The following is a 23,254-nucleotide window of genomic DNA, read 5'->3' on the forward strand; positions in this document are numbered from 1 at the left end:
TCTTTTTCCCTCTGGATGATGGGGGGGACCGGACGCCGCACCCGTCCGCGCGAAGTCCGGTCCAAATGTTTTAGGGTACGATGACGCCGCGACCGGTGAACCGCCGGTTCTTGAAATCGTCGAGCGCGGTGTTGATGCTGGCGAGATTGTATTCGGTGTAGTGCATCTTCACCTTGCCGTCGGCGTTGAGCTCCATCAGTTCGACAAGCTCGGTGAAATTGCCGACTAGGCTACCGCCGATGTTGATCTCCTCGATGACGAGATGCGCGGTCGGTACGTTGATGTTGCCGCCATAGCCGACGACGAACAGTTGCCCGCCCTTGCGAACCATCTTCCAGCAGATGTTCTCGACGCCGAGTTCGCCGACAAAGTCAATGACCACATGGGCGCCGCCGCCGGTGATCTGGCTGACCTCCTCGACGACATTCGGCCCGCCATCGAGGACGAAGTCGGCGCCAAGATCCTTGGCCAACACCTGTGCTGCCGGCTCGCGATCGACGGCGATGATGCGGCAGCCCGAGATGGCGTGCAGCGATTGCAGCGCGATATGACCGAGCCCGCCTATGCCGAGCAGAACGCAATAGCTGCCTGGTCGCAGCAGTTTCGCCGCCCGCTTGGCGGCGCGGTAGGCGGTGATGCCGGCATCGGCCAGCGGCGCCACTTCGATCGGCGTGATGTTGGCATTGAGCTTGATCAGCGAACGTTCGCTGGTGATGAAGTACTCGGCGAAACCGCCATTCATGCCAAGGCCGGGGAACTGGCCATTGTCGCAATACATGTCTTCGCCATGGCGGCAATTGAGGCAGATGCCGCATGAGCGGAAGGGATGGCAGATCACCGCGTCGCCGCGCTTGACCGATCTGACGCCGCTGCCGACCTCCTCGACCCAACCGGCATTTTCGTGGCCCATGATGTAGGGCAAGAGCGTGCCTTCGGGATCCATCGTCGGCTTCCACACACCCTCGATGATGTGCAGGTCGGTGCGGCAGAGACCGGCGGCACCGACCCGCACGATCACTTCGTCCGGGGCAGTGATCGTCGGCGCCTTGACTTCCTCGATCCTGAGCTGGACGTTCATGTGCGGATCGTATTCGTAGAGTCTGGCAGCTTTCATCGTCGTATCCTTTCACGTCGAGATTGTTTGCTTAGGCGCGGCCGAGCTTCTCAGAGCCGCCGCCGCGAGCCGGTCCGGCTGTCGGGTCCTCGTCCTCGGCGAGATGGCCAATCAGCGTTTCGGTGGTCAGGATCAGCGTCGCCACCGAAGCTGCGTTGGCGAGCGCCGTGTAGGTGACGCGGACCGGATCGATGATCCCGGCCTCGAACATGTTCTGATAGGCGCCGGAGGACGCGTTGTAGCCGTAGCCGCCGTTGATGCGCGTGACTTCCGCCACGACCGCTTCGGGATCGGCGCCGGCATTGGCGGCGATACGCCAGAGCGGCCGCGACAGCACCGAACGCACCAGGCGCACGCCTTCAGCGACATCGCCTTCGACGCCTGCCGCCACCTTGTCGAGCAGCGGCGCGATCTGGGCAAGCGCCGACCCACCGCCGGCGACCACGCCCTCTTCAGAGGCGGCGCGCACCGCATTCAGCGAATCCTCGATCAGCTGGATGGTTCGCTTCTGCTCGACCGGCGTGACACCGCCGGCATAAAGGATCGCGGTGCCGCCAGAGAGCTTGGCCAGGCGTTCGCGCAGCTTGTCCTGGTCGATGTTCGGCGGCGAGGCTTCATACTGCCGCTGCACCTGGGCGCGGCGCGATGCGATTGCCGCATGGTCGCCGCCACCGCGAATGATCGAGGTGTAGGACGAACTGGTCTTCACCCGGTCAGCCGTTCCGAGATCGTCGGCGGTGATGTCCTCCAGCCGGCCGCCAAGGTCGCGCGCGATCACCTTGCCGCCGGTGATGATCGCCAGGTCCTCCATCATCGCCTTGCGCCAATGGCCATATTCCGGCGGGTGGACCACGAGATACCGTCCCGGTCCCTGCTTGCCGAGCAGCGTCACCACCACTTCCGGCGACATTTCTTCGGACACGATCAGCAGCGGCCGACCAGCCTCGTCGGCAATGCGACGAGCCGCATCCAGCGCCTCGGGTTCCTTGATCTTGAGGTCGGTCATCAGGATGTAGGGCCGTTCGAGAACCGCCTCCATCTTCTCCTGATCCGTCACCATGTGATGCGAGAGGTAGCCGCGTTCGAAGGACATGCCCTCGACCACATCGAGCGTGGTCTCAGTGGTCACGCTGAAGTCGGTGGTGATGACGCCTTCAGCCCCTACCCGCTGATGGGCTTCCGCCACCAGCGCGCCAAGCTTGGCATTGGTTGCCGCGATGTTGGCGACCGAAGCGAGAATGCCGTTGCCCTTGGCAGGCTTGGCAGAAGCCTTGAGCGCCGCCACCACGGAGGCCACGGCAAGGTCGATGCCCTTGCACAGATCGACGGATTTCACGCCGCGTTCGTTCGCCTCCACACCACCCTGGATGAGCGCGTTCGCGAGCACGATGGCAGTCGTGGTGCCGTCGCCAGCGACCTCGTTGGTCTGCATCGACACTTCGCGGACGACCTGCGCGCCCATGTTTTCGAAACGGTCGTGCAGCTCGATCTCGGAGGCGATGCTGACACCGTCGCGGGTCACCATCGGCGTACCGATCGGCCGGTCGATCATGGCGTTCATGCCTTTAGGGCCGAGCGTCGGCTCGACGGCAGCGGCCAACCGGAAGACGCCACGGGCGAGAGCACGGCGGGCCTCGGAATTGTGAAGCATTATTTTGGGCATGATTCCTCCTTCCGCCTTACGGGCGGGTTGTTGGTTAGGGGCCTCGTGCGAGGGAGGCCGTTGCTGTCGGCTCTGCTTCAGGCGGTCGGCGCGGTCCCGGGCGGAACGCGATCCAGAATGAAATCGACGAGCGTCGGTTCGCCGTCGATCACATCCAGTTCCTTGTATCTGGTCTGCCTGAGCCCACGGCACAGCGCGCCGTTGAACTCCATGTTGATGCGCACGCCGCGCAGTTCGGCGAGATGGGCACTGAGCGCGTCAGCCGGTATGCGTTGCCCATCCCATGTCACGAAGACAGGATCGTCCGCCCGGCGGTCGGCAAAACGCTCGAGCAGAGCCGCTCGGTATCGCGGCTTCTGTTTGGCAGCGTCGCCCGCTTCGAACCGGGCGACGTCGTATGCCGCCAGGTCCATGCCCAGGATTTCGCGATCGGTCAGACCGTTTAGCCGCAGGCCGCGCAAGACCGCCTCCTGGCGCCGCTTGAAAGCCTTCATCGCAAAGGTTTCGCGCAAGGCGCCAAGATCCTGGTCCTCGGCAAGCACGGCGAAGATGTCGCCGAATGTCTTGCCGGCCTCCATGCCGCGATTGACCTCTTCCGCGAACATGTGGTCGTGCAGCTTGACGCGGTAGGCCGGCGCCCAGGAGAGCTGGTCGAGCGCCTTGCGGACGCCGTCCAGCATCAGGAACGCGAAGTTGGGCGAGCACCAGTAGGTTGGCAGGCGGAAATCGACCTCCACGCTGCCATCGCCCTTCACCGCGGCCCGCTCGACGAACCCCATCTCGGTGACGGGTTCGTCGAGTTCCGGGTCGTTGACTTCACCAAGGCGCCGCCAGATTTCCTTCTCGCGGTCACCGGAAACGCTGGCGCTTGCCATGGCTCCTACTCCGCCGCGATGCTGAAGGGCGAGCTGGCGAGCGCCTTCTTCTTGGCTTCGATGTCGATGTTGTAGAGACGCGCGGCGTTGAGGCCGAGGATCTTCTCCTTGATCTCGTCGGTCAGCTGCACGCCACGTTCTGCGGCGATATCCTCGGGGATCTGGTAGGCCCAGAATTTCTCGACCAGCCAGCGCGGCGTCCAGATCGCGTAGTCGGAACCGAACAGGATTTTCTCCGGTCCGAGCCAGAACAGCAGCTCGGCGATGACCTCGCCGAAATAGCGCGGGCGTGCGTGGATGAAGGGTAGCGCCACCGCCAACCCGCCATAGACATTGGTTTCCTGCGTCGCGATCCAGCAGAAATCGTCAAGGCGGGGCAGGCCGCAATGCTCGATGATCCAGTTGAGGCCCTGGAAATCCGTCGCCGCATGATCGACGTCATGGACGTCGAACGCATCCTTCGAGAGCGGCAGGATGGTCGGGCCCTTGTGGACGTGGATGTTCTTGATGCCGAGCTTGTCGCAGAGTTCGAAGCATTTGTAGGCATCTGGATCGGTGAGCTTCCAGCCCTTGGAAGCGCCGTTCCACTCGGCCGTGTACATCTTCACGCCCTTGACGTTGTAGGTCTCCTTGAGGAAGTGGATGTACTCGAGCGCCTTCTCGCCGTCGCGCGGATCGAAGGCGCCATTGACGATGAAACGCTCCGGATAGCGCTTGGCCACCTCGGCGTTGCGCTCAATCGTGTTGAAGCCGTTTTTGTAGAAGTCCTTGAGATAGGTCGACTGCACGATCGCCACATCGTCGGGACCGTCGATGAATAGGTCGCGATAGAGATCATCGGCGCTGTACTTTTCGAACTTGCTCTTCTCCCAAAGCTGGTCCTTGGGGCTCAGCCCCGTGTGATAGGCGTAGAAGCAATCGATGAACTGCTTGCCGTGGACATTTTTCTGGTTCTCCGGGCTGCCGTCCCAGAAATGGGTGTGGCCGTCGACCACGAAAATATCCTTGCCTTCCGGTGTCCTAAACATTCTTCTCTCCGCGAGATGCGTGTTGATCGGATCGGCGCGCCGCAACCAGGCGGCGCGCCCTTTTGGCGGCTATTCGATGTATTCGAACATCTCGTCCATGTTGCCGAACAGGATCACGGTGTTGTCGTCGACGCGAACCATGCGACCGTAGTGGGTGGAGGTGTTGACCTCGAAGGTCTCGGCCGAAATCTCGCGGCCGAGATATTCACCGATCGCATCCATTTTGAAGATCAGCTTGCCGTCACCGTCGATGCGGATCAGGGCCGGCTGATAGGTGATGGTCACCCCTGGCTTCTTACCCATGAATTCGGCGATGGCCCTGGCCTCGACGGAGTCGTTCATGGTGACGCCGCACTGATGCGAAATCGTCTGCTCGAAGGTGATGTCCTTCATCGCCTTGAAGATGTTGGAATGGGTTGCGTCGCGTGCTGATAGTGACATGACGATTTCTCCTGTTTCAGCGCTTGAGGCCGAGTTCACCGAGGATCTGGCCAATCCGCTCTTCGGATTTGGCGCGGACGTCAGTGAACGCGACCGGCTTGGAATGCGGCATCGACCAGATCGGCTGCAGGCCGGTGGCTGCCTTGTCAGCGAGCGCGCCGTGTTTCCTGACCCAGCCCTGGAAGAGCTTCTTGTTGGCGGCGCCATGCTTCTCGTCATTGGCGAGCAGGTGCATGAGGTCGATCGTGTTGGCGAGGTTGCGCTCATAGTCGGCCTCGGCTGCCGAAATCACCGCCGGGGTGATGAAGTCATGGTTGGCGGCGGCAATCTGCATCAGAAAGCCGGAGCGGAACACTTCGCCCACCAGCGGCTCGAAGATGATGTTGATGGCGAAATACTGCTCGAGATAGTCGGTCGCGCCCATGATGGTCTCGACCGCTTCGCGCGTGCCTTGCCAGTTCTTGTCCTCGAGCCAGGCCTTCTTGCCGAGCTCGTCGTCCCAATCGGGAAGATCCATGCCGATCTCGGCAAGGTAGAGCGTGATGTCCTGGGCGAGCCGCAGCTTGTAGGACGAGTTGGTCAGCGTCGCGTTGTTGATCATCTGGGTGTAGCCGTAACGCTGCGCCTGCATCAGCGATGTGCCGAGTCCGAATTCGGCATGTTTCCAGGCGCCGAGCTGCGTCTGCAGGATCTTGACCCAGGCCTTGTCGAAGGTCTTCGGGGTGCCCGATTTGCGCGCGTTGTTGATGACGCTCTGCACCATCGTCTCGATCTTCGACTGGCGCTGGTAGTGCGTGCGCTCCCATTCCTGGTCGGGAGCGCGGAAGGCGTGCCAGTTGGAGCTCTGCGCGGCGGTGTTCTGCTTGACATAGGCCCCCTTGCCGTCGGCAAACGAGATGATCCAGTCTTGGATCAGGTAGCGTTCCGGGTCGGGCTGAACGTCGACCGTCATGTCCTCGTAGTGGGTGGCGCGCTGGCCTTTCGGGTCGAAATACCGGTATTTCCGGCTGTCGGAGTCGGCGAAGATTGCCGCGCCGGCGGCTCCTGATCCGACTGAACTCGAGGTTGCAGGCATAGTCTCTCTCCCTTGTTGCAGTGTGGTTGGCTTGGCATGGCCGGCCCTTTAATGGGCCGGCGTTGCACCTGCCGATGTGGTGAACTTGTCGAAGAAGATCCGCTCCGCTTCGAACCCGTTCATGAACAGGACCGGCTGCAGCGCATCGATCATCGGCGGCGGGCCACAGGCATGGACATCGCCCTGCCCGTCGACCGCCAGTTGCTTGAGCTTGGCGTCGACACTCTGGTGTACGAAACCGCGTTCGCCTTCCCATTCGGCGTCATCATTCGCGTGCGACAGTACGGGAATGAAGGTGACGTCGGAATGATTGCGGACCAGCTCGGCGATCCTGTCCAAATAGAACAGGTCGTTGCGGGTGCGAGCGCCGTAGAAGAAATAGACCGGACGCTTCTCGCCGCTCTTGAGATGGTCGTTGAGGATCGACCAGATCGGCGACATGCCCGAACCGGCGCCGACCAGGATCAGGGGTCCTTGCCGTTCGTCGCGGCGGAAACAGGTTCCGTAAGGTCCGACGACCGTGACTTCGGCTCCGGCTTCGATGCCTCCGGAATCGAGTTCTCCGGAAAACTTTCCCTCAGGGTATTTTTTGATGATGAAGGAGAGTTTTTCGGTTTGGTCCGGCGTATTTGCCATGGAGAACGAGCGCGTAATCGTCTCCCCTTTTTGCGTGGTAACCGTGATGTCGACATATTGCCCCGCCCAGAACTTCATCGGCGAGCCGAGTTCGATCTCGATGCCGCGAATGTCGTGGGTCAGGTGCTCGATCCGAGCAATCCGGCCCTTGTACGTCTTCACGGCGATCGCTTTCGCCAGAATCTCCTCGTCGTAGTTGAGAAGCTCGACTTCCAGGTCGGAGAAGGCGATGCAGCGGCACAACAGCACGTGCCCGCTCTCCTTCTCCATGTCGTTCAGCGCGAAGGTCGAGTATTTCAACATGTCGACTTCGCCTTCGAGCAACACGCTTTTGCAGGCCGAGCATTGCCCTTCCTTGCAGCCGTGCGGCAGCGCAATGCCCTGGCGGAACGCGGCGTTGAGCACCGTTTCACCATGCTCGACGTCGAACTCGACGCCGACTGGGCTTAGCCTGACCGTGTGGGTTTCCGACATACGGACCTCCAGTAAAAGGAAGGGGTCGGGACGAACCCGCCCCCCTTGGCCTGATCAGTTGCAGGGATTGATGGTGAAGCCCTTGGCGTAGTCCGCCAGGTGCTTCTCACGATCCGCGGGCGACATGGCACGCAGCGCGTTGAGCGGCGAGCCCAGCTTGTTGCCGCGCACGTCGTCCAGCGTCCACATCTCCTTGTCGTCGAAGCGCAGATGCGGCTGCGGGACGAGCGTCTTGCCGTCGGAACGGACGAAGTTCAGGTCCTTGATCGCATCGGCCAGATCCCAGCCGTCATAGAGCGTCTCCCACTCGCGCTTGCCGCTGAAGCGGCCCATCGCGGGCGTCGGCCGGCCCTGATACTCGTCGGCGAAAGCAACCGTTGCGGTCCACTTGTCGAGCTCGTGGGCGAAGGTATGGAGTTGGCCGTCGATCTCGCCGACCACCATGTCCTCGCGGATCAGGCAGGGTACGAGGCAGGACCAGCAGCGGTGCGGATAGACGTAGCCGACGTCGCTGTTGAACAGCAGCACCTTCTCACCCTTGTGGCTTAGCTTGGCATACCATTTCCAGAAGTCGCCGAATTCGGCGTACCAACCCGGATATTTGTGCTCGAACCACTCGAAGTCCTTGTCGGTCTGGGCTTCGATGCGCCAGAAATTGACCGGCCAGCCGACCGCGAAGAACTGTCCGACCTTGTGGACATAGTTCTTCTTGGTGATGCGCTCCCAGGCCGCCTGAACGTCGTCGTGATGGACCTTGATGCCGTATTTCTCGAGCGGCAGCATGTAGGTGCGATAGTAGTCCTCATAGATCCAGCGGTGCCACATTTCCGCGTAGGACTCCTTGTTCTTGTCGCGGTTGGTGGTGCCGTATTCGATGAAGGTGCCGATCGCGGCATCGACGATCGCGTGGTTCTGCCAGAAGGCGTAGCGCAGGTCGCGCTCGAGCAGGAGGTGGTTTTCCGGCTCCTTGAGCGCCGCCATCAGCAGCGAGTGGCCATTGCCGATGTGCCGGCTTTCGTCGGATTGCACGGACAGGAAGACGGTGGGCAGCGCATAGTCGCCGTTGCGGGCGGCTTCCGAAGGCATGGCGACAAACAGCGTGTTCGTGAAGGCGGTCTCCGCGACCACGGTCAGGTACATGCAGGCGGCGGTCATCGTGTCGCCGGTGATGAAGCCTTCGGCGAACTGCCGGCCGATGGTCGTCGCGTAGCATTTTCCGAAGGCTTCCTCGGTGATGTCGAAGCCGGCCGGATCGATGTAGTTCTCCATGTACCATTTCTTCAGGTTCATCTGGATCGTCGAGTGACGGAACTCGTCGATCATCTGCATGGTGAAGCCGGTCCTGAGTTCCTCACCGGGCGCGATACGGGCAACCATCGCCATCGAGCGGGCGGCGGAGATTTCCGGGAAGGGAATGATGGCCAGGAAGAGTTTCATCCACTCGACCCAGCGCGGTTCAACGTTGCGGAACATGTCGCCGCGCAATGCCGCGTCGAGCGCACCGTAGACGCGGTTGTCCTTCTCTTCCTGCATCGGGAAGTACGACCGCAAAACCTGCTTCATCGGATCGCGCGGCGTCTTGTTGATCTTGTAGTCCGTGGGAAACGTCATCGCTTCCTGCACGTAGGAAGGATTCCAGCCGAGATCGGCAATCTTCTTGGTCGCCTCGCCGACGGAGATTCCGCGTTGCGAGGTAATCTTGTTGAGCGTCAGAGACGTCATGGTCATAAGCCTCCACCAGGTTTGAGCCGCAGGTCCCTTGACCCCGGCATGAAGCGGCACACAGCACCGCAAGTGAGAATGCGAACGGCATGACAAAGGGTTGCGCATTCAGGCGCGACTCATGGTCCGGCCATTCAAGTGGATCGCGGCAAAGGTTCTCGAGGCGTCTGGCAGGATCCGCAGCGCCAACCGCATATGCGGTTGGCGTATCGAAGCGGCCTGCTTCCTCCGTTCCTTCGTTCTTTTGGCACCGCGTCAAAGCGCGATGGGCTTCTTGTGGAAAGATACAAAGCAAGCGTCGTGCCAGTTTCGAAATGACGCCCGCGGCTGGCGCTCAAACAAAACCCGCGCTCTTTCGGTGCTTGAGTTGAAGGCAAACTGTAACGTTCTTTTACAGATGTAACTTACGCCTGTAATATTTACGGTATATTTCGCAACTGCAACATATTTAGTTAGCAAGTGCAGCAAAAAACGAAATACATATCATCTATTTGATTCTTGAACTTTCTCTACTATTTGGAGGCCTCGGCCCATCGACGGGCCTGGCGCTGGAGAGAGACCATGCCTAGCGATGAAGACAGAAGCGAGCCGCGCGGACCAATGTCCAGCCATGCCGACGGCGTCACCGGCGATCTTGTCAAGCTGATGCCGCGCGATCTGGTGTTTGTCATGCGCTTCATGGGCGAGAGCCAGCACCGACTGCAGAGCCATTTCCAGGATTTCATCCGGGCCGAACTCGCCGTCGGCGGCGTCACCACGGAGACGCATCCGATGATCCATCTATTCATCGAAAGCCACGCGATCCTGCTGCGCGACTTCGTGTTTTCCGGCGTTTCATTGACGCGGCAGTTCCGTGTCGACGAGATCGAGCACCTGACCGGCGACACGACATCGATGATCCGCGTCGACATCTGGGATCAACTCAAGAGCCACATTGAGACGGCCGAAAAACAATTCCAGTCGCAGGCCGGCACGTTGCCTAAATTGCTGTCGGCCTTCGAAAAACCGCAGGGATCCTTGGGGAGCGAACAATGACCGGAGAATCCGACAGGCGTGACGCGCTGCTTGCTCGCCGGCTCGATCTTGTCGCCAGCGTCTCCGCCCTCACTGCGGAAGCGTTGCGGCTCAACCAGAAACGCGCCGGTATCGAAATGGACGTGCTGCGCCTGGAGCTGGAGATCGGCAGAAGCGGCACCAGCGCGCAACTGGTGCGGGACTTGCATGAGGCTGAAGAGAGCGCGGCGACGATCATGCAGGCATGCACGGCTTGCGAGGACCGCATCGTTGCGGCCGAAGTTGATGTCGAAGACGTCGATCGCCGGCTTGCCGCAGCGGCGAACGAAGACTGATGGGAGAGAGACCGTGAACCAGCAGACGATGCAGAACCTGACCTTGTTCGATCTTCTGGCCCGTAGCTGGCGACGACCATCGGCGATCGCCGATCTGCGCTTCAGCACCGACGGTTCAGCGGCCGCTTTCACCGCCGTGGACGGAACCGTCGCCATTGCCACGGTCGCGGATCACGAGCCACCGGAATCGCGGCTCAGGGTGAGCAATGATCTCGGGCAGACGACGATCCGGCCGAGAGAGAAACCGCCAGTGCCGTCGATCGCCACGGCGGCATTCTCGGATGGCGATGTGCCGCTCGTTGCCTATGCGCATTCCGGCTTCCTGGTCGGCGCGGCGAGCGGCGACGTGTTGCATCTGACCGCCGGCGGTGAAGTCGCCGAGACCCTGGTCAAGATCGACGGGCCAATCGTGGCCATCGACCATAGCCCCAGGGCGGGCATGACGGCTGTCAGCAATGGACATGATGTCTTCCTGTCGTGCGGCCAGGGCGATGCCGTGAAGCTGAAGCATGCCACGACATCGTCGGCGGACGCGCTGGCCTTCTCGCCAGGCGGGCGGCGCCTCGCTCGCGGGCTCGATGACGGACTGTCGATCTGGGCGGTCGAAGGCGATCCCGCCTTGATCCGCGACGTCTCTCTTCCGGCGCGCCCGCTGTCGATCCGCTGGAGCGACGACGGCACGTGGTTGGCCTGCGGGCTTGAGACAGGCGGCTTTGCCCTGGTCAGCCTGGCCAATGGCCGAGCTGACATCGTCGCGGGATTTCCATCGCCGGTCCGCACGGTGTGCTGGAGCCAGCCAGCGAATGCATTGTTTGCCTCGGGCGCCTTCAGGATCGCAGGCTGGTCAATGGCCGCTCCCCCAGTTGACGGCGAAACCTCGGGCGCACTGGAGACGGGCCGCGCCGGGCTGGTCCTGGTCGAGGCGATGGCGGCGCATCCGGAGAAGAAGCTGATTGCCGCGGGTTACGCCAATGGCCGCATCACCATCGCCCAGATCGGCGCGCGGGACGAACTCCTTGTCACGCCCTTGGGTAGCGCGGTCACCGCGCTTGCCTGGTCCACCGACGGTCGGCATCTGGCGATCGGCACCGTTGACGGCACCGCCGCGATCGCCACCTTTCCCGCGCAGATGTTCAAATAGCGGCCGCAGTCCGCACGAAACAGGAGGACGAAATGCAGACCGAACTCACCGCCGAGGACGAGAGCAAGGACGAATTTTTTGATCGGCTCGCCAAGCTGTCGGAAGAGATGGTGGCCAAGCACGGCAAGGATTTCAGTATGGGCGCCTTAGTGCTTGCCGCCCGCTGGATTGCCGAAAACCGAGTCGGCCAATTGAAGACCAACTAGGCTCATAACCGATCAATTGCGCTCGCAGGCCATGGCTCCGAAGGAGCCTCAGCCGGCGCCATAGCCTGGTGGTCGCCTTGATCGCCGGACATTCGCTGATTTCTAACTAGCCATGCTCGCGGCACGGGGGTGCCGCGGAGAAGCTGTCCTTGAATGACTGAAAGCCTCGGCGCCAGCTTCCACGTCGGCGAGCGCATATTTCCAGCCTCCGGGGCTACCATGCCTTTATCGGTACATACAAAGTCACTACCTGACGTGGCTAGAGCCTTGCCGCGGTTCCTCAAGCTTGCCCCGTGGCTTGCGCCAAAGATGGAGTGGATGATGTTAGGACCTGACGGCAATGGCTGAACAGGTCACCATCTGAAGTCATCGGCTGGCACTCGGGTGTTGGCGGACCAAGCTGGCTCCGTGTAGCGGCAATGGCTTACGCGGCCACTACCCCAAAAGGGCACAGACTCCGGCTCGCAGAAGAGGTTGGCAACCGTCTTGCCCGGTGCGTGGAACGAGTGCGTAAGGTCGGACGGAATGAAAGCCGCGCCATAGGATACTCAGGCCGCCACATCACTCGTTCGGAATTGCACGCGATCGGATCGGCCCATGCTGACCTGAATGGCATGGTGGGAGTGACACTCAATCAGGCCAACTGCTTGCCCGATCCAAAGACTTCCGCCAGACCAGAAGATGATCCTGCCAATGCCCGAGATCTGCATACGGCCTCTATGCCATAAATCTCGCAAACAATGGAGATGGCTGAAGTGGTCCCCGGTCGCTATCGCGAGAGCCGCCCTCCGTCGGTGTCTCGTTGCCTGACTGAATGTCTAGAAGGCGCCTCCGCAGCGCCTTTGCCCCTACCGGGCTGGATACTTTCAAAAAGAGTTCCATCGGAATCGGCTGCCGGATCGGCAGAGATCAACCGAATGGCGAGCGCCTTCGAGCATTTTGAGGCCGTGGCCGAGTTCAGAACCGGCCTAATTGCACGTCGTTGCCGCCGATTACCGCACGCATCGTTGCAGGGCCTTTCGAAGCCGGAGTTGTTGAGCTACGTGTGACGGGTGCCATCAGCGAGACGGAGAAAATTGACGGACGAGCCCAAAACCATTTCACCCAAAAGGCAGAGACTTACCCGACAACGCTCAATTCAAACTCAAATAATTAAGCGTAAGCCATTGATTTATAATAAGTTGGTGGGCCCGGAGGACGTAGTAAGAACGTTGATTTTATTGAGTTTTTCGTGGGCCAAAATCAGAAATCTTCCCGTATCGTTCCGCATCGTTCCGTGACGCCATACAGTCGACCTTGGCTAACTTCGTTTGCGAACGTTCGGAGCCGTGCTCCAGGGGACGGCGAGCGTTTCTGCCGTGAACAGGCTTCCCATCCCGCTATTTTGAACGGCGAGCTGGCTTCTTCTGGCACAGGCGTGGCGCTGATGAACTTGTTCAGCGAGGTCCTCCCGGAGTTTAGCGCACGGACGCCAGCTCCGCGCGGCAGGCCTCTGCAAACACGCGCAGAATGTCATGGGCGGCCACGCGCGAGTGCCGGACCGCCAAGGCGGACGAAGTCGTCTCGTATGTCGTGACGACGTGTTCAAGCACTGCCTCGGCGGCCCCGATGGTACCTGGCATCGCAAACAGGCGAAGCTTGCTAATGGCGGTGTACATCGGGACCAGCTTGGACGGGTCATCCAGGCGTTCCTGGACCACGCCGTCAGCATAGGCCCTCGAAGCTTGGTCGATGAACTCGCCGAACAGCCGCTCGCGACGCGAGGCCTCCTGCTCGAGCCGCTGCATCCGATTCTGACGATGCTGGGTAAGCCAGCTCGTGGCGACGGATGACAAGGCGCCAATGGCGGAACCGGCCAGCGCGGAGACGGCGGTGATGGTTGCTGGGTCCATAGTCATGCGACTTTTCTTGAAGTTTCCGGTCGGGCGCCGGCCTGGCGGAGGAGTTGATCCTTGCCGAGCCGAAGCGCTCCCTTGCAGTTGCGGGAAAGGCGGTGAGGTCGGCTGCTACGCTTCCCAGCCTCATAGCTCGTGGTCTCGTTTCAAATTTGTCATGTTGCTCATCAGGCCAGCGTGAAACTTCGAAGAAGCTGCTCGCCACCCAGCACGATGAAGGACAAGACGGTCATCAGCAGGCCGCGGTGGAAGCGCGCCTGCTTGATGGTCCGGACACGCGAGGTCTTCAGCAATTCGGTGGCCAGCACTGAGGTCCAATCGGACTTCAACGCCTGGTGGACCAGGGCTCGGACATCTGCGAAGGAGCCGGGGTCGATATAGTAGACCGGCGCGACGGCGGAACCCCCGGACACCTTGCCATTGAATTCTTTTTCCGCGCGCATCCGGCTCGGATAAAGAACGTGGCCGAACTGCATGATCGGCATGATCACGATACCCCAAACGACCGCATAAAACAGCGGCCCGATTGGCGCATGGATCGGCAACAGATCGCCGAACCGCAGCACCAGGTTGAGCGCGAGGATGTAGCCCACACCGACAATCTGGGCCCGCGTGTCGTAGGAGCGCGCCGCCGATTGCGCTTCCTGCAGCGCTGAGAGCAGCATCTTGTCGGCATATTCGCGGGCGGTCTCGCCCGATCCGGGGTACATCGTGGCATCCGATCCGAAGTAGCGATGAAGGAGAGTGGACGACGTTTGCGGCATACCGATCCCCTTCTCAGTACTGAGATGCGAGCATGGGCGCAGCAATCGCATCCGGCTCGGCCGATGCCGTCGGCTCGTCTTTCTCCTGGATACGATTGACCGCGACATAGAGCGCCGGGAGGAAGACCAGGGTAAGCACCGTGGCCACGGCGAGCCCGCCGACAATCGCGTAGGCCATCGGCCCCCAGAACACGTCGTGCATGATGGGGATCATGCCAAGGATGGCTGCAGCCGCGGTCAGCATGATCGGCCGGAACCTGTGCGTGGTCGCGTCGATCACCGCCTGCCACGGATCGATGCCGCGTGCCCGCTCATGCTCGATTTGATCGACGAGGATCACGGAGTTGCGGATGATCATGCCTGCAAGTGCGATGATCCCGAGGATGGCGATGAAGCCCATCGGCGTGCTCGTGGTCAGCAGCGCGATCGCGACCCCGATGAGGCCTAGAGGCGCCACGCTGATCACCATCGCCATCCGGCGGAAGCTGCCGAGCTGCACGATGAGTACGGTAAGCATCAGCGTGATCATCAGCGGAAACTGGGCCAGTAGCGCGGCGTTGCTTTGGCCGCTCTTCTCGACCGTGCCGCCGGTCTCAATCAGGGTGCCCGCAGGCATCGACTTGTGCAGCGCCTCAATCGCGCCTGCAAGTTTCTCGTGAACGGAGGCGGGCTGCAGCCCCGGCAGCGGTTCCGCCTGAACTGTGATCGTAGGCAGGCGGCCGCGACGCCAGATATAACCCTCATCGAGATCATACTGGAACTCGGCAAGCTCGCGCAGGGGCACTGAGGCGCCTGTCGCGGTGGGGATCTGAAGATTGCGCAAGGCCTCAACGCTTGAGCGCTCGCTGCTCTCGGCCCGCGCAACGACATCGACCAGATAGATTGAGTCGCGAAGCTGGGTAACGGTCGAGCCGCTGGTCACGCGGTCGAGTGCCTGCGCGACCTGTTGCGAGCTCAGGCCAGCCTGACGCACGCGATCCTGATTGACCACGATGCGCAGCTCCTTGCTCTTCTCCGCCCAATCATAGTTCACGTTTCGGACGAGTCCGGATGCCCGCAGGACATTTGCGAGTTCCTCCGCGTGCTTCCTCGCCTCGTCGGCCGTCGGTGCGCTCACCCGGTATTGCACCGGCCAGCCGACGGGCGGGCCGAGTTCCAGGCGCGAGATGCGGGCCTTCACGTCCGGGAAGCTGTCGGCAAACAGCGTCTCGAGCCTCACCAGAACGCGGTCGCGCGCCTCGAGGTCCTTCGCAACGACCACGGTCTCCGCCATGAAGTCGTTGTCGAGTTGGACGTCGAGCGGCAGATAGAAGCGGATGGCCCCGCCGCCGACATAGGAAGAAAAGCTGGCGATGTCCGGGTCGCTGGCAAGCCACTCTTCCAGCCGTTTCGTCTCCGTCTCGGTCGCGGCGATCGAGGCATTCTTCGGCAGCGTCATCGTTACCACAAGCTCGGGCCGGTTCGACGCCGGGAAGAACTGCTGCTGCACAAAACCCATGCCGTAGAGCGAGGCACCGAAGGCGGCAAGCGAGGCTGCGATGGTGAGCCAGCGGTGCCGCATGCTGAAACCAAGCAAGCCGATGAAAGCGCGCATGAAGCGGCCAGGCCCATGAGCGTGCGCCTTCATGCGGGAAGGCAGCAAGGAAAGCCCGATTACCGGCGCGAAGATCACGGCCACGAACCAGGACGCAACCAGCGCAACCCCAATGACCGCAAACAGCGAAAACGTGTACTGTCCGGTGTTGTTGTCGGCAAAGCCGATTGGGAGGAAGCCGAGGATCGTGATCAGAGTTCCCGATAGCATGGGGAACGCGGTTGACGTGTAGGCGAAGGTAGCCGCCTTGATTTTTTCCATGCCTTCCTCGATCTTCGAGATCATCATCTCGATAGTGATCATCGCATCATCCACCAGCAGGCCGAGCGCGATGATGAGAGCGCCCAGCGAGATACGCTGCAAGCTGATGCCCATCGCTTCCATGGCGATAAAGACGATCGCGAGTACCAGCGGTATTGACAGGGCAACCACGAGCCCTGCCCTGAGCCCGAGGCTGAGGAAGCTGACGGCGAGTACAATGACAATCGCCTCGACCAGCGCCTTGGTGAATTCGCCGATGGCCTCGCGCACGACCTCGGGCTGGTCCGAAACCAGATTGAGATTAATGCCGACGGGAAAGCGTTGCGTCAGGCGCTTGGCCGCTTCGTGCAGGCCTTCGCCGAATTCGAGGTTGTTGCCGCCCTCGCGCATGTTGATGCCAATGCCGATAGCCGGCTTGCCGTTGACGCGGAACATCTTCGTGGGCGGGTCGCTGTAGCCGCGTTGAACGTTGGCGATGTCAGTGAGTTTGTAGAAGCGCCCATCGATCCAGAGATTGAGGTTGGCAACATTCTCGGGCGTCAGGAGCGAGCCCGTGACGTCGACAAGCATGTTCTCATGCGGCGTGTTGATGACGCCGGAGGGCACAACGGCGTTCTGGCGGGCGATCGCCGTGAGTACTTCGTCGAGGTTGAGCTTGAGATTGGCGAGCTTCTGGGGTGAGAAGCTGAGATAGATCTTCTCGTCCTGGTCGCCAAAAATCTCGACCTTGCCGACATCGGACGACCGCAGGAACTCGGTCCGCGCCGTCTCGGCGAAGTCGCGGGCCTGTCGCGGCGTGAAGCCGTCGTAGGTGATCCCGTAGATGACGCCGAAGACGTCGCCAAACTCGTCGTTGAAGAAGGGGCCGATCACGCCAGGGGGAAGCGTCGCCTGAACGTCGCTGACCTTCTTGCGGACCTGGTACCAGATGGCGTCGAGATCGCTCTTGGGCGTCGACTCCTTGAGGTAGACGAAAATGGTGGCCTGGCCGGGTTTGGTGTAGCTCTTGAGGTAATCCAGCTTGGGAGTTTCTTCGAGCTTCTTCTCCAGCTTGTCGGTCACCTCAGTGAGCATATCGGCCGCGGTGGCCCCGGGCCAGACCGCCTGGACCACCATGGTCTGCACGGTAAAGTCCGGATCCTCCTGCCGGCCGAGTCGCTCATAGGCGCTGATGCCACCGATGACGCAGACGAGCATGAGGAATACGACGATGGCCCGGTTGTTGACGGCCCATTCCGAAAGATTGAACCGTGTCATCACTTCACCTCCGTCTCAGCGTTGACCAACTCACCGTCTGCCAGCGAATTGACGCCGGCTGTCACGACCTTCTCTCCTGCCGAAAGACCGTGGCTGACGACGACGGAGTCCGTATCGAATTGAAGCAGCTGGACGTTCCGGCGCTGAACCTTGCCGTCACCGCCAATCACCCAGACCTGCGGCTTGTCTCCGGACTGCAGCAGTGCGGTCGGGGGTAGTGTGGTGACCTCCTGGGCTCCTTCGCTTTCGACGCGGCCTACGACGATCGCTCCCAGCCGGATCTCTGGCGGCGGCGAAGTCAGCGCCACCTTCACCTGATAGGTTCCGGTCGTGTTGTCGGCCTCGGGCGAAATCTCGCGGATCGTGCCGGTGGCCGCGATATCGGGCCGGCCCTGGATCGAAACGTTCACCGCCATACCGAGCTTTGCCCCGGTGATATCTGACCCGGCGACAGCGAACACGGCCTCGCGCGCGTCATTGCGGGAGACTTCAACAACCGTCTGGCCCGCGACGACGACCTGACCGGGGTCCGCCGCCGTCGCCGTCACGATGCCGTCGTCGGGCGCGAGCAGCTGCGTGTAACCGAGCTGGTTTTGAGCGATCCGGAGATTGGCTTCGGCCGCCTGGACGGCAGCTTGTGCGCTCTGTAGCGACTTCAGCGCCTCGTCGTACTGGGAACGCGTGGTAAAGCCCTTGCCGAGCAGAATGCGGAAGCGTTCCTCCTGGGCCACGACCTGGATGAGCGTGGCCTTGGCCGCCGTGAGGTCGGCCTCCGCGGCCGTCACCTTGTTACGGTAATCGACGGCACTGAGCTCGGCGAGCTTCTGACCTTTCTTGACGATGGCGCCTATGTCGACATCGCGGGAGATGACGCGGCCGCCGACTTCGAAGCCGACCTCGCTGACATAACGCGACTGGACGCGACCGGCGCCCTGCGCCACCGTGGCAAGCTTGTGAGGCGTCACCACCACTGCCCGCGCCTGCCGCGGTGCTGGAGATGCTGCCTTCTCCTCTTCGGAACAGCCGGCAAGACAAAGGCCGGCAAGACAGACACAAAGGAATTTGCCGTACGATAGGCGCATGAAAGCCTCCGCTCGAAAGGATCGGGGTTGCAGGAACTGATGATGAATGAGCCCCGGTTATCGGCCGGGCTTCGATTTCATATTGGACTTATATGTCAAAACGACGATATCGTCAATATGAGAATCGTACAATTGTGCTATGCAAAAAAGGCACGACGAATAAGTGGAGATCGATCTAGACAAGGACGGAAGCGCGCGATGAGACGCGCGTCTCCGAACCCCGCTACTGCATGGACCATCCATGGCTGACCACCATCGACTGGCCGGTCAGCGCGTTCGATGGGAAGGCCGCGAGGAACAGCGCTGCTTCCGCCACGTCCTGGACGGTCGTGAACTCGCCGTCGACCGTCTCCTTCAGCATCATGGTCTTGACCACGTCCGCCTCGGAGAGTCCTAGCTCGCGAGCCTGTTCGGGAATCTGCCTCTCGACGAGCGGCGTCAGCACAAACCCGGGGCATATCACGTTGGCGCGGACGCCGTGCGCGGCCCCCTCCTTTGCCACGACCTTCGCCAGGCCAACGAGGCCGTGCTTGGCGGTGACGTAAGGAGCCTTGAGCGGCGACGCCTCCTTGGAATGCACGGATCCCATATAGATGATGCAGCCGCTGTTCTGGCTGTACATCTGCCGCAAGGCTGCACGGGTCGTCAGGAAGGCCCCATCGAGGTGGATGGAAAGCAGCTTCCGCCATTTCGCGAATTCGAACTCCATGATCGGCGCCACGATCTGGACGCCGGCGTTGCTGACCAGGATGTCAAGGCGCCCGAAGTTTTCGATCGCCTTCGCCATACCGCTTTCCACCTGCTCCTCGCTGCTGACATCCATGCCAACCCCGAGCGCACATTTGCCCGTCGGATCGATCTCGAACGCGGTTTTTTGCGCCGCGGTCTGATCAAGGTCCGCGATGACCACCTTTGCTCCCTCACGGGCGAAGCTGAGCGCAATCTCCTTGCCGATGCCGCTCGCGGCCCCAGTGATCACCGCCACCTTGTCCAGGAGCCGTCCGCCGGCTCCATCGGTGCGCTTGTTCGATGAAATGTCAGTCTGCAAGTTCATGGATTCTTCCTTTCCGATGGCGAGGCTCGGCCTGCCCGAGGTAGTCATGCACGACCTTGCCGAGCGCGAGCGTGAGATCTGCGACGATGTGAACCGCCGATACCACTTCCAGGACCGGCAGCTCGGCGACCGGCGCCAGTGCGTGTGACCAAAGGTTCAGGGCTGCCGGGCCGGTCCAGGCGCCTTTCAGATCGATATCCTCAAGGTGGTATTCGACGAGCTCGCAGATGCGCGGCGTGCCGTCGACATGCGGAATGATCTTGAGGAGGAAGTTCGGTTGGGCGAGCGAGGCCTTCACGCTTGCGAGGTCGGCGGCTCGGTGCTTGTAGCCCATGGTGCCGGTCGCGACGCGGACCGGGCCGTAGTTGAGCGTGCCAACAAAGGTATCCGTCTCCGTTCGAAGCGTTGGGCTGGCGAGCTTCTTCGGAAAACCCCACAACTCGCGTCCACCGGCGATCGGCGGATGGTCATCGAGAAACATGCAGTGGGTGTAGCTGCCCTTGCGGCCTCGGAAGGAAACCGGGATCACCTGCCCGCTTTCGGTGTAGTCGCCAAAGCCGGTCGAGTCCGGCATGCGGATGAACTCGAATTTTACGAGCGGCTCGACGACCTGAAGCGGCTCAGGCACCAGGTCGCGCAGCTTCTGCGGATCGGTGCGATATGTGATGATTAGATACTCCCGGTTTCGGAAGCGATATGGCCCGGCCGGATAGGCCGGGCTGGTCAGGGGCATGGCGAAAGCCCTCGCCCGGACAGTGTCTTGGTGCATAGCTTGAAATTCCTTTGGGCTGGATCGAGCGGTTCATTTCCGTTCAGGAGAAGCCGGGTCGCCTTCGCGACCGGCAGGGGACGTCAATCGTCTTTGGGCTGACCGCTATTCCAGCCCGTCGATGGCAAGGTCATAGGTGCTGACCCCGTCCAGATTGTCCGGCCGACTCAGTGCCTCAGGATGGCGCAATGTGCGAACGGCATCGAAGTAACCGGCCCGCCAATGCTCCTCCATCGACAAACGCGAGAACTCGTAGTCCTTCGAGTGGTCTTCATACTGTTTTGCGCGGTAGATGAGGTGCACGAGCTTGTAGACCTTGTGGTCTGCAATCCCGCCCAGCATTCTTGCCTCTTCGCTGGCAAGCAAGTCGGCCGGCAGCTTCGAAAGCAGGTTGGCGAGAGCGTGCCGGGCGCGCTGATACTGCTTGAACTGGTCGGTATGGGCGCGCGAGCGGCTCGAATACTGGATGTCTTTTTGCCGCGCCGCGACGTCGGCCAGGTTGCGGGGTATCTCACCGCGCGCGCTCCAAAGGTCGACCTGGAAGGCAATCGTGTCTTGCCGCGTCCCGTGCTCGACGACCCACTGCAGCGGCGTGTTGGAAACGAGGCCGCCGTCCCAGTAGAGTTCGCCTTCGATCTCGACCGCAGGGAAGCCGGGCGGAAGGGATCCGCTGGCCATCACGTGCTCGGGCCGGATCGTATGGGTCTCGTTGTCGAAGTAGACGAGATTTCCTGTCCGCACGTTCACCGCGCCGACACTGAAACGCATGCCGCCCGCGTTGATCCGGTCGAAGTCCACAAGCCGCTCCAGAGTGCTCTTCAGGCGGCTGGTGTCGTAGAAGCTTGTACCTTGGAGCGAGCCATCCGTGTGCAGCCAGGGTGCGGGCTGCCGAAGGCTGAAGAAGCCTGGGGCGCCGGCGACGAGCGCGCAGGCTGCACTGAATTGATTGAAGAGTGCGCGCGGCAGATTGCCCTTAGGAGCAAGAGCGTCTGTGGCGGCAGCCCAGTCGAGAAGCGGATTGGCAGTGATCTCGCGCCAGAAGGCCCGCAGCTTCGCAACCCGTTCGGCCGGCTCGTTTCCAGCGATGATCGCGGAGTTGATGGCGCCAATGGAGACGCCGGCAACCCAATCTGGATGAATGCCGGCTTCCGCAAGGGCTTCGTAGACGCCAGCCTGGTAGGCTCCAAGTGCCCCGCCGCCTTGCAGCACCAACGCAATGCATTCGAAAGGGAGACGCCGTTCCTCCGTTCGGAAATCCTTCTGGGACTGAACGTTCATCAAATGCTTTCCTTATCACCGAGCGTGACCTCGCGGCCCTTCGCCGTCCGCATCGCGACCTCCAATTTTCAATTTGCACTTATATGTCAAAACGACTATATAGTCAATATGAGAATTGCGTAATGGTGCAATGCAAAAAGGACATGACGCATGGCAAAGGTCGATGTGGCGCGCAGGGCAGAGATAGGGCGCGAGAAGCGGGCGCGGACGCGTGCGCAGATCGTGGAAGCAGGCGCGACGCTCCTTGGGGGACGTACGCACGAGGCGGTTACGGTGGATGCTGTGGTCGAGGCCGCGGGCGTTGCCAAGGGGACCTTCTACTGCCATTTCAAGAGCATCGGAGATCTGGCCGCTGCGGTGGGGGCCGGGCTCAGTCAGAGCTTTGATGAGCTGCTGTCACCTGCGAGGCTCGAGCGGCAGGATCCGATCGAGCGCTTCTCTTTCGCCTTCATGAAATTCCTGGAGAGAGCGAGCGCGGACATGGACTGGGCCCGCCTTGTTATTCAGAGCTCGCAATCACCCATTGAGTTCGGCATAGGGGTTCGCGCGAACCTCAAGGCGGACATCGAGGAAGCGATTGCTCAGGGTCGAGTGAGCGTGCGCGACGTTGAGCTGGCAGCCGACATCGCCATTGGAATATGGCTGGAGGTGACGCGCGGAATTGTTGCGCGAGGTCCCCGTCCCGAAACGACCAGCCAAGCGCTCGACGCAACGCTTCGAGCTCTGGGCCTCGGTCTCAGCGCCGAATAGGGTTGGATAAAGCATCACGGCCGGACGCATGTGGGGTCGCGACGAAGCACGCAACCTCAACCAACAGATAACGGAGACCGCGTGAGGGTCGGCAGTCCAATGTCAGGCCCCGCTGCCCCCCGCACCTGGGCGCTGAGACTTCCGTTGCCGCGGGCCATCAGCCATTGCGCCGTCAGCAGATGTAGGCAAGCGCGTGAGGACCGACTTTGCCTCCCGGGCATTGAGGCCGATCGCGCGCAGGATGGCGCTTATGGCCGCATCACGATCGAGCGGCGACAGCCTGCGCTCGCCAAGCGCGCGCATGAGCTGGAGCATGATCCCAACGACGATTTCCAGGTTCAGCTGCGCGGATGCCCCGCCGTCCGGAAGGTTGTTCGAGAACTGTTGCAGGTCTTCGAAGATTCGGCCTCGGAGGAGTTCGCCACCCTTTGCATCTACCGTCGCCATCCTGGCGACAAGGCTGGCCCAGCGAGGATCATTGAGGGCCTTGTCGATGAATGCGCTGCACCCGAACGCAATCCGAAGGGCAGGATCGTCGAGTGATAGCCGGTCGGACTGCAGCATTTCGTCGAAAGATTGGACCAGTTCCTCCGCGACTGCCGCCGTCAAACCCTCGAGGCCATCGAAATGAACGTAGAACGTGCCCTTGGCAACTGCGGCCTCCCTGACCACATCGTCGACTGTTACCGATTCCACGGCCTGTCTGGCGAACAACGAGTTGGCCGCGGCAACGAGCTCTGCACGGGTTCGCGCGCGCTTTTCACGCCCAATTTCAGCTCGACGAATAGGATTGATCTTCGCCATCGTTGGTCCTGTCTTTAACAAC

General features: G+C 61.4%; 21 protein-coding genes. 5 read left to right on the plus strand and 16 right to left on the minus strand.

Going from position 1 to position 23,254, the window contains the following annotated elements:
- Nucleotides 1-70: 70 nt before the first annotated feature.
- The 8 genes from AC1DXM_RS04340 to AC1DXM_RS04375 all read right to left on the minus strand — a co-directional run bounded on the left by AC1DXM_RS04340 (nt 71) and on the right by AC1DXM_RS04375 (nt 9,034).
- A complete protein-coding gene (locus tag AC1DXM_RS04340; protein ID WP_477231906.1) occupies nt 71-1,114 on the minus strand; it encodes an NAD(P)-dependent alcohol dehydrogenase in 1,044 nt (347 codons plus the stop codon).
- Nucleotides 1,115-1,145: 31 nt separating this feature from the next.
- The gene (gene groEL, locus AC1DXM_RS04345) at nt 1,146-2,777 is read right to left on the minus strand and encodes a chaperonin GroEL (RefSeq protein ID WP_477231907.1); all 1,632 of its coding nucleotides are present in this window, start codon (nt 2,775-2,777) and stop codon (nt 1,146-1,148) included.
- A gap of 77 nt (nt 2,778-2,854) precedes the next feature.
- A complete protein-coding gene (locus AC1DXM_RS04350) occupies nt 2,855-3,652 on the minus strand; it encodes an iron-sulfur cluster assembly protein (RefSeq protein ID WP_477231908.1) in 798 nt (265 codons plus the stop codon).
- Between the two features lie 5 nt (nt 3,653-3,657).
- On the minus strand, nt 3,658-4,680 hold the full coding sequence (locus tag AC1DXM_RS04355) for an amidohydrolase family protein (RefSeq protein WP_477231909.1): 1,023 nt from the start codon (nt 4,678-4,680) through the stop codon (nt 3,658-3,660).
- A gap of 69 nt (nt 4,681-4,749) precedes the next feature.
- On the minus strand, nt 4,750-5,121 hold the full coding sequence (locus tag AC1DXM_RS04360; RefSeq protein ID WP_477231910.1) for an MmoB/DmpM family protein: 372 nt from the start codon (nt 5,119-5,121) through the stop codon (nt 4,750-4,752).
- A gap of 16 nt (nt 5,122-5,137) precedes the next feature.
- On the minus strand, nt 5,138-6,196 hold the full coding sequence (locus tag AC1DXM_RS04365) for an aromatic/alkene monooxygenase hydroxylase subunit beta (RefSeq protein ID WP_477231911.1): 1,059 nt from the start codon (nt 6,194-6,196) through the stop codon (nt 5,138-5,140).
- 48 nt (nt 6,197-6,244) lie between these two features.
- On the minus strand, nt 6,245-7,306 hold the full coding sequence (locus AC1DXM_RS04370; protein WP_477231912.1) for a 2Fe-2S iron-sulfur cluster-binding protein: 1,062 nt from the start codon (nt 7,304-7,306) through the stop codon (nt 6,245-6,247).
- Nucleotides 7,307-7,360: 54 nt separating this feature from the next.
- Nucleotides 7,361-9,034 carry an aromatic/alkene/methane monooxygenase hydroxylase/oxygenase subunit alpha gene (locus AC1DXM_RS04375; protein WP_477231913.1) on the minus strand — a complete coding sequence of 558 codons (1,674 nt, stop codon included), beginning with the start codon at nt 9,032-9,034 and terminating at the stop codon, nt 7,361-7,363.
- Between the two features lie 555 nt (nt 9,035-9,589).
- Between AC1DXM_RS04375 and AC1DXM_RS04380 the strand changes: the two genes are divergently transcribed.
- From AC1DXM_RS04380 to AC1DXM_RS04395, 4 genes are read left to right on the plus strand one after another with little or no spacing between them, the layout of a single operon-like run.
- Nucleotides 9,590-10,063, plus strand: coding sequence for a hypothetical protein (locus AC1DXM_RS04380; protein WP_477231914.1), 474 nt, complete (start codon nt 9,590-9,592; stop codon nt 10,061-10,063).
- Nucleotides 10,060-10,377, plus strand: coding sequence for a hypothetical protein (locus AC1DXM_RS04385; protein ID WP_477231915.1), 318 nt, complete (start codon nt 10,060-10,062; stop codon nt 10,375-10,377). The genes AC1DXM_RS04380 and AC1DXM_RS04385 overlap by 4 nt, the downstream gene beginning before the upstream one ends.
- Nucleotides 10,378-10,390: 13 nt before the next feature.
- Complete coding sequence (locus AC1DXM_RS04390) at nt 10,391-11,518, plus strand: WD40 repeat domain-containing protein (RefSeq protein ID WP_477231916.1); 1,128 nt, start codon at nt 10,391-10,393, stop codon at nt 11,516-11,518.
- A gap of 32 nt (nt 11,519-11,550) precedes the next feature.
- Nucleotides 11,551-11,724, plus strand: a complete 174-nt coding sequence (locus AC1DXM_RS04395; RefSeq protein WP_477231917.1) for a hypothetical protein — start codon at nt 11,551-11,553, stop codon at nt 11,722-11,724.
- Between the two features lie 1,457 nt (nt 11,725-13,181).
- Here the strand turns inward: AC1DXM_RS04395 and AC1DXM_RS04400 are convergent.
- The 7 genes from AC1DXM_RS04400 to AC1DXM_RS04430 form a co-directional block, all read right to left on the minus strand.
- Nucleotides 13,182-13,622: a hypothetical protein gene (locus AC1DXM_RS04400; protein ID WP_477231918.1), complete on the minus strand. Its 441-nt coding sequence runs from the start codon at nt 13,620-13,622 to the stop codon at nt 13,182-13,184.
- A 164-nt stretch (nt 13,623-13,786) separates the two neighbouring features.
- Entirely contained in the window at nt 13,787-14,329 is a 543-nt protein-coding gene (locus AC1DXM_RS04405; protein WP_477231919.1) for a hypothetical protein, read from the minus strand.
- A 67-nt stretch (nt 14,330-14,396) separates the two neighbouring features.
- Complete coding sequence (locus AC1DXM_RS04410) at nt 14,397-17,495, minus strand: efflux RND transporter permease subunit (protein WP_477231920.1); 3,099 nt, start codon at nt 17,493-17,495, stop codon at nt 14,397-14,399.
- On the minus strand, nt 17,495-18,466 hold the full coding sequence (locus AC1DXM_RS04415) for an efflux RND transporter periplasmic adaptor subunit (RefSeq protein ID WP_477231921.1): 972 nt from the start codon (nt 18,464-18,466) through the stop codon (nt 17,495-17,497). The genes AC1DXM_RS04410 and AC1DXM_RS04415 overlap by 1 nt, the downstream gene beginning before the upstream one ends.
- A 334-nt stretch (nt 18,467-18,800) precedes the next feature.
- On the minus strand, nt 18,801-19,631 hold the full coding sequence (locus AC1DXM_RS04420; RefSeq protein WP_477231922.1) for a 3-hydroxybutyrate dehydrogenase: 831 nt from the start codon (nt 19,629-19,631) through the stop codon (nt 18,801-18,803).
- Nucleotides 19,615-20,400, minus strand: a complete 786-nt coding sequence (locus AC1DXM_RS04425) for an acetoacetate decarboxylase (RefSeq protein WP_477231923.1) — start codon at nt 20,398-20,400, stop codon at nt 19,615-19,617. Before AC1DXM_RS04425 ends, AC1DXM_RS04420 begins: the two co-directional genes overlap by 17 nt.
- A gap of 105 nt (nt 20,401-20,505) precedes the next feature.
- Nucleotides 20,506-21,678, minus strand: coding sequence for a patatin-like phospholipase family protein (locus AC1DXM_RS04430; protein ID WP_477231924.1), 1,173 nt, complete (start codon nt 21,676-21,678; stop codon nt 20,506-20,508).
- Nucleotides 21,679-21,828: 150 nt separating this feature from the next.
- Between AC1DXM_RS04430 and AC1DXM_RS04435 the strand changes: the two genes are divergently transcribed.
- Complete coding sequence (locus AC1DXM_RS04435) at nt 21,829-22,428, plus strand: TetR/AcrR family transcriptional regulator (RefSeq protein WP_477231925.1); 600 nt, start codon at nt 21,829-21,831, stop codon at nt 22,426-22,428.
- 102 nt (nt 22,429-22,530) lie between these two features.
- On the opposite strand, the gene AC1DXM_RS04440 is transcribed toward AC1DXM_RS04435, so the two are convergent.
- Nucleotides 22,531-23,232 carry a TetR/AcrR family transcriptional regulator gene (locus AC1DXM_RS04440; RefSeq protein ID WP_477231926.1) on the minus strand — a complete coding sequence of 234 codons (702 nt, stop codon included), beginning with the start codon at nt 23,230-23,232 and terminating at the stop codon, nt 22,531-22,533.
- Nucleotides 23,233-23,254: the final 22 nt, after the last annotated feature.

Source organism: Mesorhizobium sp. P3_A2 (assembly GCF_056403115.1).